The following is a 12,816-nucleotide window of genomic DNA, read 5'->3' on the forward strand; positions in this document are numbered from 1 at the left end:
CGCCGTCCTCCACCGAGATCCCGTACTCCGTGGCCAGCCCGACCAGCCCCGACTCATAGCCCTGCCCCAGGGCCCGGAACTTCCAGCCGTCACCGCGCCGGTAGAGCTCACCGCAGATCAGCGCGGCCTCCTTGCCGGTCTCCGGCAGCACCGCGAAGATCGCGATCGGCTCGGCGTCCGTGGTGTCCGGCGCATCGGAGGAGGCGTCGTACAGCAGCAGGCTCAGATCCCGTACCTGCCCGAAGGTGCCGCCGTCCGCGGAGGCGGCGAGCACCACCCGGCGCACCTCCGGCCCCAGCCCGGAGAACTCGGCCTCGATGGTGTCCGTCAGCGCGTCCTGGACCGGCTTCTTGGGCAGGTGCCGGACCAGGCCCGAGGGGTGGTGCGGCTGGTTGTAGAAGACGAAGTCCTCGTCCGAGCGCACCCGGTCGTCCGTGCCCAGCAGCAGCGCCGAGGCATCGACATCGGGCACGCCCGTACCGGGGGTCCAGCGCAGCACCGCGCGTATGGCCGTGGCCTCCAGCGGGATGTTCGATCCCTTCAGCATCGCCTGGGTCATGGCCGCAATCCTGCCTTCCCGGGGGGTGCCGGGACAACGCAGGGTACGGGGCGGGTGGCTGAGCGGAGGTGGTACGGGGTGGCGGGGCGGGCATCCCGGACACTGGATGGACGCATATGGGTTACGTGATTTTCGCGCTCTTGGGGAACTTTTGACCCATGGCCGCACGTACGATTATCGGCCAACCGCGGGTCCGCGTGGCCGAGACGGTGTACCGGCAGTTCGGGGAGTTACATGCGGCATTTTGGACATCTGCCGGGCGAGGTGCGGGCGAGCCTCTTCCACCGGGAGCCCGGTGAGTTCACCGTGGACTCCCCGCCCCAGACACTGGCCGTCGCACTCGGCGCCACCCTCTACTGCCCGGCGACCCGGCCCCGGCTCGCCGAGGACATCGTCAAACAGGCGACTCAGGGCGTGGTGTCCATGGTGCTGTGCCTGGAGGACTCCATCGACGACGCCGACGTGCCGGGGGCGGAGGAGAACCTCGTACGGCAGTTCGCGGAGCTGTCCGGGCGCGGCCCCGGCACCCCGCTCCCGCTGCTCTTCATCCGGGTCCGCACCCCCGAGCAGATCACCGATCTGGTCACCCGGCTCGGCGCGGGCGTGCGGCTGCTGTCCGGATTCGTCCTGCCGAAGTTCACCGAGGAGCGCGGCGCGGCCTTCCTCGAGGCGCTGATATCGGCCGAAAATGCTGGGGCCGGAAGTGAGTTGGGCGGACGGCAGCTCTATGCGATGCCGGTCCTGGAATCGCCCGAGCTGATGCACCGCGAGACGCGCACCGAGACCCTGAGCGGCATCGGCCGGATCGTCGACAAATACCGGGAGCGGGTGCTCGCGCTGCGCCTGGGGGTCACCGACCTGTGCTCGGCGTACGGGCTGCGCAGGGCGCCGGACATGACCGCCTACGACGTCCAGATGATCGCGTCCGTGATCGCGGACGTGGTGAACATGCTGGGACGGGCCGACGGCACGGGCTTCACGGTCACCGGACCGGTGTGGGAGTACTTCCGACCCCATGAGCGGATGTTCAAACCGCAGCTGCGGATCAGCCCCTTCAGCAGCGGTCGCGCCGAGTCCCTGCGCACCGAGCTGATCGAGCACCACATGGACGGGCTGCTGCGCGAAATCGAGCTGGACCGGGCCAACGGCCTGCAGGGCAAGACCTGCATCCACCCCACCCACGTCGCCCCCGTGCACGCGCTCTCCGTCGTCAGCCACGAGGAGTTCAGCGACGCGGTGGACATCCTGGAACCCCAGCGCGGCGGGGGCGGTGTGCTGCGTTCGTCGTACACCAACAAAATGAACGAGGTGAAGCCGCACCGGGCATGGGCCGAGCGGACCCTGCGGCGCGCGGAGGTCTTCGGGGTGGCCCGGGAGGATGTGAGTTTCGTGGAGCTGCTGGCGGCGAGCCTGCGGACGTAGAACGGGGCCGGGGCCGGGAGCCGGGTCTGGATTCGGGTTCGGGTCAGGGAGCCGGGGCCGTCCCGGATTCGTGTCCGGGGTCCGGGTCCTGGAACCGGTTTCGGATTCGGGGCCGGGAGTCGGGTCTGGATTCGGGTCTGGATTCGGGTCCGGGTCCGGGAGCCGGGGCCGTCCCGGTCCGGGGTCCGGGGTCCGGGTCCTGGGGCCGGGTTCGGGTTCGGGGCCGGGAGCCGGGGCTGGGACCCGGGACGGCCCGAGGACGAGTGATGACGGAAACGAGGCGCGGCGGCGTGAGCGTGGGCAACGTGTGGTCGGGACAGTGGGTCGCGGACCGGCTGGGAGTACGGCTGGAGGGTGGCCAGGGCGGCTTTGGCGGCGGGGGTGACCGGGGCGGCCGGGGCGACTCCGACGGCTGGGACGGCGACGGCTCGGACCGCGATGGCTGGGACGGCGACGGGCCGGGCCAGGACGGCGTCGTGCGGGGCCAGGACGGCGACGGCGACGTGCGGGGCGAGGACGCCGACGGGCGGGGCCACGGTGGTCAGGCGCGCGGCGGTGAGGAGCGCGGCGGTGAGGGCCGTGGCGGTCGTCGCGGCGGTCAGGGGAGCGAGGGCGGTGGCGCGGAGCTGCGCGAGCTGCTCGGGCTCGCGCTGCGGCGCAACCCCAAGCGGGCGCATCTGCTGGTCTCCAACGTGCTCGGCAAGCATGTTCCGCAGCGGCCCGCCACCGTCTACGGCGCGGGCGTGCGGCTCGGCCGCCGGGTGCGGGAGCTGCTGGGGGACGAGGCGGCGGCCCGCGCGGTGGTGCTGGGGTACGCGGAGACGGCCACGGGCCTCGGCCACAGCGTCGCCGACGGGCTCGCCCTCGCGCCGTACCTCCACTCCACCCGCCGTCCGGTCCCGGGCGTCGCCACGGTGGGGGGCTTCGAGGAGGAGCACAGCCACGCCACCTCCCATCTGCTGCTCCCCGAGGACCCTGGGCTGCTCGGCTCCGAGGGCCCGCTGGTCCTCGTGGACGACGAGTTCTCCACCGGCCGGACGATCCTGAACACCATCGCCGCCCTCCACCGCCGCTTCCCCCGCGACCACTACGTGGTGGTCGCCCTGGTGGACATGCGCTCCCCCGAGGACCGCGCCCACCTGGACGCCTTCGCGGCCGACCTCGGCGCCCGCGTTGACCTGGTCGCCGCGGCGGCCGGATCGGTCCACCTCCCGGAGGACGTCCTGGAGCGCGGCGCGAGGCTGGTGGCCGCGCACGAGGCTGCCGCGGCGGGCGCCGGGGGTGCGGACGCGGGGCATGTCGGCGGTGGGGACGCCGCCGAGGCGGACGGTGGGGGCACGACCGGCCCCACGGTGGCGTCGGCGGGTGCCTTGCCGGTGGCTTCGGCGGGTGTCTCCGCAGCCTCCTCGGCGGGTGCCTGCGCTGCGTCCTCAGCGGGTGTTCCTTCGGCGGCGTCGGCGGGCGTCTCCCCGGCGTCCTCAGCAGGTGCCTCCACCGTGCCCTCGGCGGCCTCGGCGGCCTCGGCGGCTGCGGCAGGTGCCGCGTCCTCGGCGGGTGCCGCCTCTGGTGCGGGTTCGGCCGTCGCTCGTGTTGACCTCGGCTGGCCCGAAGGGCTCCCGGATGGGGGCCGTCACGGCTTCACCCCCGCCCACCGTGCCCGCCTGGAAGCGGCGCTTCCCGCCATGGCGGCCCGCATCGCTGACGCGCTGGCGAAGGCGCCGGACCACCCGGCCCCGCCCGCCGGGGCGACGCCCCAGCTCCGGGGCGATGCCCCGGCAGGGGCAACGGGCGGTCACGAGCCGTGTCCCGCCGCGCTCGCCGACGGCACCCCGGCGGTTCCGGGGGGACCCACCGCGCCCGACGGCACGGCCGCGCCCGCCGAGGCCGACGCCCCTCCGGCGACGGCAGCGAGGGCAGCGACGGCGACGGCAGCGACGGCGACGGTAGCGACGGAGACGACAGCGACGGAGACGACAGCGACGGCGACGACAGCGACGGCAGCGAGGGAGACGGCTGGGGCGAGGGCGGGGGAGACCGGTGGCCGGGCCGCTGGTCCCGCTGCGGTCCCGAGCCGCCCCGCCGCCCCGGGGCAATCCGACGCCCCCGGCACCCCGGCCGGGCAGGGCGGTGGCGCGCACGCCGCCTCCCCGGTCCGGCCCCTGCCGCCGTGCCCGTACCGCCGCGTCCTGGTCCTCGGGTTCGAGGAGTTGATGTACGCGCCGCTCCGGATCGCCCAAGCGCTCGACGAGGTCCTCGACGGCGTCGAGGTGCGGTACTCGACGACCACCCGCTCACCCGTGCTCGCCGTCGACGACCCCGGGTACGCCATCCGGACGCGGCTCACCTTCCCCGCGCACGACGAGCCCGCCGACGGCCCCGGGCCGCGCTACGCCTACAACGTGGCGCCCGGCGCCGATCCGGGCCGCCGCTTCGACGCCGTCGTCGCCGTCGTGGACTCGGTCGCCGACACCCCCGCGCTGCACGCCCCCGACGGGCTGCTCGCCGCCCTGAGCGCGCAGACGGACCGGCTGCTGCTGGCCGTCGTACCGTCCTACCGCCCCCAGGACCGACGAGCCGCCGCAGTTGCCGCAGTTGCCTCAACCACCCCAGCCACCCCAACCACCACTGCCACCCCGGGAACCCTGCTCGCCCCAGCAGCCACCCCGGCGGCCTCACTCACCCCAGCCACTCCAGCCACCCCAGCCACCCCGCCCACCCCCCGCACCGCCCCCGAACGGCAGGCCCAGCCCATGCACCGATCGCCGCACGAGCCCTCGCACGAGCCCTCGCACGGGCCGTTGCGTGGACCCGAGTTCTCCTCCTACGCCCCCGACGAGGTCGGCTGGCTGCTCCAGGACTTCTCCCACGTCACCCTCGAAGCGCCCACCGAGGAGCGGGAGGAGGCGATCCAGAGCGGGGGCGCGCACTACGCCGAGTCGCTGCCCGTGGAGTACCAGCCGAGCGAGCGGTACCAGGAGCTCTACCGGGCCGCCCTCGACGCCTCCGCCGCCCGGATCGCCCGCGCCGTCGGCGCGGTCACCGAGACGGTGCTCGCCGAGCGTTCCCCGCGCCCCGTACTGGTCTCGCTCGCCCGCGCCGGCACCCCCGTCGGCGTGCTGATGCGCCGCTGGGCGCGCCACGCCCACGCGCTCGACCTCCCGCACTACGCGGTGTCCATCGTGCGCGGACGCGGTATCGACACCGCCGCGCTGCGCTGGCTGGCCGACCACCACGACCCGTCCGACGTCGTCTTCGTCGACGGCTGGACCGGCAAGGGCGCCATCACCCGCGAGCTGTCGGACGCCCTCGCCCCGTACCCGGACTTCGATCCGCGGATCGCGGTCCTCGCCGACCCCGGCCGGTGTGTGGACACCTACGGCACCCGGGACGACTTCCTCGTCCCCTCCGCATGCCTCAACTCGACCGTCTCCGGGCTGATATCCCGCACCGTGCTCCGCGCCGACCTCGTCGGCCCGAACGACTTCCACGGCGCGAAGTACTACCGCGAACTCGCCGGCTCCGACGTCTCCGGCGACTTCCTGGACACCGTCTCGGCCCGCTTCGCCGAGGTCGCCGAGGACGCCGTGGCCGACGCCAAGCGGCTCGCGGTCACCGACCGGACCCCCACCTGGGAGGGGTGGGCCGCGGTCGAGCGGATCAGCCGGGAATACGGCATCCACGACGTCAACCTGGTCAAGCCGGGCGTCGGCGAGACCACCCGGGTGCTGCTGCGCCGCGTCCCGTGGAAGATCCTCGCCCAGCGCGGCGCGGGCCCGGACCTGGACCATGTGCGGCTGCTCGCCGAGCAGCGCGGCGTGCCGGTCGAGGAGACCGAGGGGCTCCCGTACACCTGCGTCGGGCTGATCCACCCGCGCTACACCCGGGGCGCCACCGGGGCCGACGGAAAAGCGGTCGGCAAGGCGAACAGGACCGACAGGGACGAGAGAACGGTGGCCACGGGATGAGCGTTCTGGTGGCGAGCGACCTCGACCGCACGCTGATCTACTCCGCGGCGGCGCTCGGCCTCGACATGCCGGACGCCGAGGCCCCGCGGCTGCTGTGCGTCGAGGTGTACCAGGGCCGGCCGCTGTCGTACCTCACCGAGACCGCGGCCGGGCTGCTCGCCGAGCTGGTCCGCACCTCCGTCTTCGTCCCCACGACCACCCGCACCGTCGAGCAGTACCGCCGCATCCGCCTCCCCGGCCCCGCCCCCCGCTTCGCGATCTGCGCGAACGGCGGCCAGCTGCTGGTGGACGGCGAGCCGGACCCCGACTGGCACGCGCGGGTGCGCGCCACCCTCGCCGACGCATGCGCCCCCCTGGAGGAGGTCCGCGCCCATCTCAGGGCCACCGCCGACCCCGCCTGGCTGCTCAAGGAGCGGGCGGCGGAGGAGCTGTTCGCCTATCTCGTGGTCGAACGGGAACTGCTGCCCGAGAGCTACGTCAAGCAACTCAGCCAGTGGGCCGAGCCGCGCGGCTGGACGGTCTCCCTCCAGGGGCGCAAGATCTACGCCGTGCCGGAACCGCTCACCAAGAGCGCGGCGGTCGCCGAGGTCAAGAGCCGGACCGGCGTGGACGAGGTGCTCGCGGCGGGCGATTCGCTGCTCGACGCCGATCTGCTGCTGGCCGCCGACCGCGCCTGGCGGCCCGGCCACGGCGAACTGGCCGCCGCAGGCTGGACGGCGCCCCACCTGACCGTGGTCGAGGAGAAGGGCGTCGCGGCGGGCGAGATCATCGTCCGGGCTCTGGGCGAACGCTCCTCGGTCAGCTGGGCGCGGGCCCGCAGCCAGGCCATCCGGGCCCTCTCCCGCGGCCGGGGCTGACCGGGGTGGCGGCGCCTGCGGCTGGGGGTGACCGGGGCGGCGGTGCCTGCGGCTGGGGGTGACCGGGGCGGCGGTGCCTGCGGCCGGGGCTGACCCGGCGCCCGCGCCCGGCGGGCGGTATGTTTCCCGCAGAGCCGTCGGAGCGAGCCGGAAGCCGAAAGCCGCCGAACGAGCCGGAAGCGTGGCCGTCGAACGGATCGGGAGCAGGGCCGTGGGAACGAGCCGGAAGCGGAGAGCCGCCGAATGAGCCGGAAGGAGGCCGTGATGGCCGAGAACAAGAGCACACCGGTCACGGCCGAGCTGTACGAGTACGTCCTGCGGCACAATCCGCCGCTCGACCCGGTGCAGCGCGAACTCGTCGAGGTCACCCATCGCACGCTTCCCGAGCAGGCCGGGATGCAGTCCGCCGAGGAGCAGGCCCCGCTGCTGGCCTTCCTAGTCCGGCTGACCGGCGCTCGCCACATCGTCGAGGTCGGCACCTTCACCGGCTTCTCCGCGCTGGCCATGGCCCAGGCGCTGCCCGCCGGCGGCCGGCTGATCGCCTGCGACGTGTCGGAGGAGTGGACGGCGTACGGGCGGAAGGCGTGGGCCAAGGCCGGGGTCGAGGACCGTATCGACCTGCGGATCGCGCCCGCCCTGGACACCCTGCGGGCGATGCCCGCCGAGCCCCGTATCGATCTTGCCTATCTGGACGCGGACAAGCAGAACTACATCGCGTACTGGGAGGAGCTGGTCCCGCGGATGAGCCCCGGCGGGCTGATCGTCGCGGACAACGTCTTCTACCACGGGCAGGTCACGGACACGGCGCCGTCGAGCGCGGGCGCCGCGATCCAGGCGTTCAACGACCATGTCGCGGCGGACGCCCGGACCGAGGCGGTCATGCTCACCGTCGCGGACGGCCTGACGATCGCGCGCCGGCGCGGCTGAGCCGGTCGCCCAGCCGACCACCCAGCCGGTCGCCGAGCCGCCGGGCGCGGGCCCAGCGCCGGGGGGCCGGGTGCTCGGGGGCGCGCGCCGTCTCGCCGGTGGGTTCGGCGGCACCGCCGGGCTGGTCCAGCTTCCCCCACTTACCGGGCGGCTGACCGGCCCGTCCCCCCGGCTCCTCGCCGGGCCCGCGGCGCTCGGCGGCGCCACCGGGCTCGGCGGGTCCGGGCGCACCGGCCCTGAGAAGCCAGCCCGGGGTGTCAGGGGCGCTCGGGGCACCGGGGGTGAGCGGGGTGCCCGGGGCGAGCGGGGTGCCGGGCGCGGCCCCCGCACCGGTCTGCTCGGCGGCGCGACCGCGTGCGGCGATCAGCTCACGGGCGCGGGCCTCGCGTTCGGCCTGCTCGGGGTGGCGGGCCAGCCAGTACGGATTGTCATGCGGCAGCCCGCCGCTGACCCGTCCGTACATGCCGAACCACATCAGCAGCAGCCCCACCACAAAGCTGAACAGGACGTTCTGGAGCCGGAACGCCAGGAAGTTGAACGGGGTCTCCAGCAGCGCCAGATTGACGAAGCCGCTCAGCAGGAAGAGCAGCCCGAGCACCATATTGAGCGACGAGGCGAAGTTGCCCCCGATGACCATGCCGACGAACAGCAACAGCCCGATGACGATGGACAGCACGCTCAACGTGCCGTTGGTGTTCAGACCGGCGACCGTGTGGCCGCCGATGTCGAAGAACCCGACCCGGTTGATGAGCCCCAGGATGCCGAACGCGACGAGCACCAGCCCCATGAGCCCGGCGCCGATGCGATAAACCCTGCTCAACCGGTGATCGACCGGCAGGTGTTCATCGAGTTTGATGTGCCCGCCGATGCGCTCGGGGAAGTGCCGGGCGACTCCGGCAGGGTGAGGACCGATGGGGGAGGGGCGGCCGACGGCCATCTCCGGCCTCCTTCCGCAGCGCCGGACCCCGGCTTCGCGCTCGTCGCGGCCGAGGCCGTACCCGCGGGCCACTTCACCGCCACGTACGTCCGGTACCTCGGGAGGCGCAGCGCGGGTACGCACCTCCCAGGATCCGCCTCCGTCCCCCTAGGCTCAACTCAGCCGCTCAGCCGCTCAGCCGCTCAGCCGCTCAGCCGCTCAGCCGCAGCAGCCGCCCCCGCAGCAGCCGCCGCCGTCACCGCCGCCGGACGGGGGCCGGGACGAGGCGGCGGACGAGGAGGAGGCACCGGTGACGGCCACGGTGGACAGCAGCTTCACCGTGTCGTCGTGCCCGTCGGGGCAGGACGCGGGAGCGGAGGACTCGGCCATGGGCCGGTTCAGCTCAAAGGTGGTGCCGCAGGCGCGGCAGCGGTACTCATAGCGAGGCATGGCAGGAGCATAACCACCGATACGCAGGTCAGCCCCCCGAATGAGCCCCTGAATCAGCGCGTCAGCCCGCGAACCGGCGCGCCGAACGCCCCGGGCTCAGTGCCCGCCGCCCCGCTCCTCCCGGATCTCCTGGACGACCCGGGCGACGGTCTGCCGTACGGCCTCCGTCTCGGAGAGGAAGTGCCACCAGTCCGGATGCCGCCCCTCCAGCCCCGCGACGGCCCGCTCAAGGCGCTCCACGGCATCGTCCAGCGGGCGTGCGTGGCGCGGATCGGGCGTGCTGCGCCCGGCCATGGCCAGCCGCTGGGCGTCGCGGACCGCGAACCGGGTGCGCTCGATCTCCTTCTGCTGGTCGTACGACACCTCGTCCAGCCGCCGCAGCCGGTCCCCGGCCGCCGAGACGGCCTCGTCCGTGGTGTTCAGCAGCGCCCGTACGGTGGTCAGCAGCGCGGTGGCGTCCGGCCAGCGCTGCTCCTCGCGGGCCGCCTGCGCCTCCTTGAGCTTCTCCTCGGCCCGCGCCACGTCCCGGGCCGCCTGCGCCGGGACCGGCTGCAGGTCCTGCCAGCAGGCCGCGCTGTAGCGGCGGCGCAGCTCGCTGAGGACGGGCTCGACCCCGGCGGCCCGGGTGGTGATCGCCTGCGCTCGGGTACGCAGCGACACCAGCCGCCGGTCGATCTCGGCCGCCCGCTCCGGTAGCCGCTCGGCCTCCCCGCGCACCGCCTCGGCCCTGCGCAGCACGTCATCGGCGCGCCGCAGGGTCTCCTGCACGCCGTGCTGCCCGGCGCCCTGGTTGAGCTTGGTCAACTCGGGCGACAGGGCCGCCAGCCGGGCCGCCAGATCGTCCGCCCGCAGCCCCGAGGCACGCACCGCGTCCAGCGCGTTGCTCGCCGCGAGCAACGCCTGCCGCGCCCGCTCCACCGCAGGCACCAGCCGCGCCAGCCGCGTCTCGGCCTGCTCCAGCAGCGGCCCCAGCCCCTGCGCGAACCGGTCCAGATCCGCCTTGGTGCGCTCCAGGGCCTCCTTCGCCCGGGTCAGATCGGCCCGAGCCCGGGAGGCCGTCGCCGCGTCCAGGTCGTCCCGGTCCAGATCGTGCGCGTCCACGGCCGTGATGTAGTCCCGGCTGACCTGGTCGATCCGCTGCCCCAGCGCCGCGAAGTCGGACGCCGTCCGGCGCGCGGCGGGCGAATCGTCCACGGCGGTGATGGTCTCGATGGAGATGCGCAGGTCCCGCTGGGCGGTGTCCAGCTCGTAGAACGCCGCCGCGGCGGCGTCCTTCGCCGCCTGCGCCTCCGCCCGCTGACTTTCCCCCCGCCCGCCGAACCACCGCCGCGCCCCGTGCCCGCCGGCGAACGACAGCGACCCCACCACCGCCAACAGCGGCACCGGCAGCAGCACCAGCCCGAGCACGGAGGGACGGCGCGGCCGGCGCACCCGCGCCACCGGGCGGTACGGGGCGGCGGCCGGACGGCTCGGACGGCGCGCTGGACGCGCAGGCTCTGCAGATGTCGCCGCCACTTCCCGCTCCCGTTGGATCGCCCAGGTCCGAATGTCATTCTCCCACCCGTCACTGACGAGCACAGTGCTCGGTCCGGTTCGCGATCCGCGGCCCTCTCCAGGGCACGGCACCCTCCCGTCGATTGCGGCACCACCCCGGTGACCCTGTAGGCTGACAGCTCCCCCGGGGCGCATAGCTCAGCGGTAGAGCGCTGCCCTTACAAGGCAGATGTCGGCGGTTCGAACCCGTCTGCGCCCACCGGCGAAAAGACCCCCAGCCGATCCCGGTTGGGGGTCTTTGACATCCGCGGATGACATCAACGTCGGCGGCGGCCGAGCATCCGGTCCATGTGGGCGATCGCTTCCCGCTTCAGGGGTCGGGTACGTACGTGCCGACATCCATCGTGACGCTGATCTTGCTGGGGGATGTCCACGGCCGGACCACACGTCGCTCGTCAGCCCGGCCCGCCTGGTTCCATGAGCGACGTATTCAGCGTGCCTGGGAGCGAACCGTCTCACACGACAACGGCCCTGCCCCATACTCTGGCGGTGACGAGCTGGACAGAGAGGGGCAAGGCCATGTCATCTGATGCCACCTCGGACCCACTGGACCACCCGCTGGTCTTCGGCCAGCGCATGCACGTTCTCCGCACACGCCGAGGCATGAGCCGCACCGTCCTCGCAGGTCTCCTCGGCAAGTCGCCGAGCTGGGTGAAGCAGATCGAAAACGGCACTCTCCACACACCCGGGCTTCCCATGATCTTGCGCATCGCGGAGGTGCTACGCGTCCGCGACCTCTCCGACCTCACCGGCGACCAGACCATGCCCATCGAGCTCTTCACCGGGCCCGGCCACGCGAAGCTGCCCGCCGTACGTGCCGCGGTCGACACCTACCCGCTCCCCGCCGACCGCCGAGCGCCCTCCCCCGCGCACCTGCGCGCACGACTCGACAGCGCGTGGGCCGCCCGCCACTCCGCCCCCAACCACCGCGAGGTGATCGGCGGCCTCCTGCCGGGCCTCATCCGAGACGCGCAACTCGCCGTACGCCAGGCCGATCGCGCTCCCGAGCGGCGAGCGGCTCAAGCAGTACTTTCCGAGGTCTACGGCCTCAGCCAGTTCTTCATCGCCTACCAGCCCGACCCCGCCCTTCTCTGGCGTGTGGCCGAGCGCGGCATGGTCGCCGCCCAGGAGAGCGAGGACCCGCACGCCATCGGTGTAGCGGCATGGCTCGCTGCTCAGGCCCACCGTGACAGTGGGCCCGCCCACTTCGACGCGGCCGACGCTGTCACCCTGGAGACGCTGCGCTACCTCGCGCCGCTGTTGCCGGACGCGTCGGACGATGTACGCGCCATCGCCGGCGCCCTCCAGTTCGAGGCCGGGTACACCGCCGCCCGGCGAGGGGACACCGGCACTGCGTGGGGCTACTGGGACACCGCCGGCAAGATGGCCAAACGGCTGCCAGAGGACTATTACCACCCCATCACCTCGTTCTCCCGGGCCATCATGGGTGCGCACGCCGTGACGGTCGCCGTGGAATTGCGAGCGGGCGGTGAATCTGTGCGGCAGGCCGCGAAAGCGGATGCGAAGTCGATCCGGTCACGGCCGCGGCGAGCCCGCCACCGGATCGAGGAGGCGCGTGGCTATCAGCTGAACGGGCAGGCGGAGACCGCGCTGGCGACGCTGGACAAGGCGTACGAGGCCGCGCCGGAGACAATCCGGTACAACGGCTACGCGCGCCGCATCATCTTGGAGGAGACGGAGGCGAAGGCTCCCGCGCATCGTCGTCGTGCTGCCGAGTTGGCGGTGAAGATCGGCATGTTGGCCGCTTGAATCGGTGTTCGAGGGGCAGAATCTCTGCCCCTTCTCCGCCCCCGGCGCTCTTACGGTCGGTTACCACCTGATCGCCGATGATGCCGGGGGCTACCGTGCCGACGAATCCCCAAGTCCTGCCGTGGACACCACCGCCCGCTGTGGACGTCGAGGCGTTACCGGTCGGCACGTGGTGGGATGCCGTCAGGGCAGCCTCGATCGTCGGGGAACGTGCCCTGAAGACGCTCGGTGACGAGACCGGTGCCGTGATCCAGGACAGGTACGGCACCCTGTACTGGCTGGTGGCCGTGGGGTCCGCGACGAGCTGGCACCTGCGGCAGGTCCGCGTCCTGGCAGAACTCGCCGACGAGCGGACCTACCTCGGCGTACCGCCCGTCTCCTGGACGACGGGCCCTG

8 protein-coding genes, 1 tRNA gene and 2 pseudogenes are annotated in these 12,816 nt (G+C 73.3%); 7 read left to right on the plus strand and 4 right to left on the minus strand.

The genetic code is table 11. The features are described 5' to 3' along the window. Window positions 1-559, minus strand: a 559-nt coding sequence (locus AXW62_RS36610) for a TerD family protein (protein WP_169808206.1), incomplete at its 3' end; no start/stop codon positions are given. A 234-nt stretch (window positions 560-793) separates the two neighbouring features. On the opposite strand from AXW62_RS36610, the gene AXW62_RS36615 reads away from it, so the two are divergent. The 4 genes from AXW62_RS36615 (at window position 794) to AXW62_RS36630 (ending at window position 7,730) form a co-directional block, all read left to right on the plus strand. Further along, window positions 794-1,981, plus strand: a complete 1,188-nt coding sequence (locus tag AXW62_RS36615) for an HpcH/HpaI aldolase/citrate lyase family protein (RefSeq protein ID WP_060948205.1) — start codon at window positions 794-796, stop codon at window positions 1,979-1,981. A 266-nt stretch (window positions 1,982-2,247) separates the two neighbouring features. After that, window positions 2,248-5,946 (plus strand): phosphoribosyltransferase, encoded by a 3,699-nt coding sequence (locus AXW62_RS46435; RefSeq protein ID WP_252368862.1) that lies wholly within the window; start codon window positions 2,248-2,250, stop codon window positions 5,944-5,946. Then, window positions 5,943-6,803 carry an HAD family hydrolase gene (locus AXW62_RS36625; protein WP_060948206.1) on the plus strand — a complete coding sequence of 287 codons (861 nt, stop codon included), beginning with the start codon at window positions 5,943-5,945 and terminating at the stop codon, window positions 6,801-6,803. The genes AXW62_RS46435 and AXW62_RS36625 overlap by 4 nt, the downstream gene beginning before the upstream one ends. 264 nt (window positions 6,804-7,067) lie before the next feature. After that, window positions 7,068-7,730: an O-methyltransferase gene (locus AXW62_RS36630; RefSeq protein WP_060948209.1), complete on the plus strand. Its 663-nt coding sequence runs from the start codon at window positions 7,068-7,070 to the stop codon at window positions 7,728-7,730. Between the two features lie 346 nt (window positions 7,731-8,076). On the opposite strand, the pseudogene AXW62_RS46975 reads toward AXW62_RS36630, so the two are convergent. The 3 genes and pseudogenes from AXW62_RS46975 to AXW62_RS36645 all read right to left on the minus strand — a co-directional run. Then, window positions 8,077-8,667 (minus strand): annotated as a pseudogene (locus AXW62_RS46975) (DUF4383 domain-containing protein); the annotation flags it as partial. Between the two features lie 198 nt (window positions 8,668-8,865). Next, the gene (locus AXW62_RS36640) at window positions 8,866-9,096 is read right to left on the minus strand and encodes an FmdB family zinc ribbon protein (protein WP_060948207.1); all 231 of its coding nucleotides are present in this window, start codon (window positions 9,094-9,096) and stop codon (window positions 8,866-8,868) included. Between the two features lie 96 nt (window positions 9,097-9,192). Beyond that, window positions 9,193-10,503: a coiled-coil domain-containing protein gene (locus AXW62_RS36645; RefSeq protein ID WP_370682963.1), complete on the minus strand. Its 1,311-nt coding sequence runs from the start codon at window positions 10,501-10,503 to the stop codon at window positions 9,193-9,195. Between the two features lie 274 nt (window positions 10,504-10,777). Between AXW62_RS36645 and AXW62_RS36650 the strand changes: the two genes are divergently transcribed. The 3 genes and pseudogenes from AXW62_RS36650 to AXW62_RS36660 all read left to right on the plus strand — a co-directional run. Next, a tRNA-Val gene (locus tag AXW62_RS36650) sits at window positions 10,778-10,849 on the plus strand. Between the two features lie 320 nt (window positions 10,850-11,169). Then, a complete protein-coding gene (locus tag AXW62_RS36655; RefSeq protein ID WP_060948208.1) occupies window positions 11,170-12,420 on the plus strand; it encodes a helix-turn-helix domain-containing protein in 1,251 nt (416 codons plus the stop codon). A 95-nt stretch (window positions 12,421-12,515) separates the two neighbouring features. Beyond that, window positions 12,516-12,816 (plus strand): annotated as a pseudogene (locus AXW62_RS36660) (hypothetical protein); the annotation flags it as partial.

Source organism: Streptomyces hygroscopicus subsp. hygroscopicus (genome assembly GCF_001553455.1).
Lineage (GTDB): Bacteria > Actinomycetota > Actinomycetes > Streptomycetales > Streptomycetaceae > Streptomyces > Streptomyces hygroscopicus.

Coding starts and splice junctions, on each gene's coding strand:
- AXW62_RS36615 (WP_060948205.1), top strand. CDS start 794: ATGCGGCATTTTGGACATCTGCCGGGCGAGGTGCGGGCGAGCCTCTTC.
- AXW62_RS46435 (WP_252368862.1), top strand. CDS start 2,248: ATGACGGAAACGAGGCGCGGCGGCGTGAGCGTGGGCAACGTGTGGTCG.
- AXW62_RS36625 (WP_060948206.1), top strand. CDS start 5,943: ATGAGCGTTCTGGTGGCGAGCGACCTCGACCGCACGCTGATCTACTCC.
- AXW62_RS36630 (WP_060948209.1), top strand. CDS start 7,068: ATGGCCGAGAACAAGAGCACACCGGTCACGGCCGAGCTGTACGAGTAC.
- AXW62_RS36640 (WP_060948207.1), bottom strand. CDS start 9,096: ATGCCTCGCTATGAGTACCGCTGCCGCGCCTGCGGCACCACCTTTGAG.
- AXW62_RS36655 (WP_060948208.1), top strand. CDS start 11,170: ATGTCATCTGATGCCACCTCGGACCCACTGGACCACCCGCTGGTCTTC.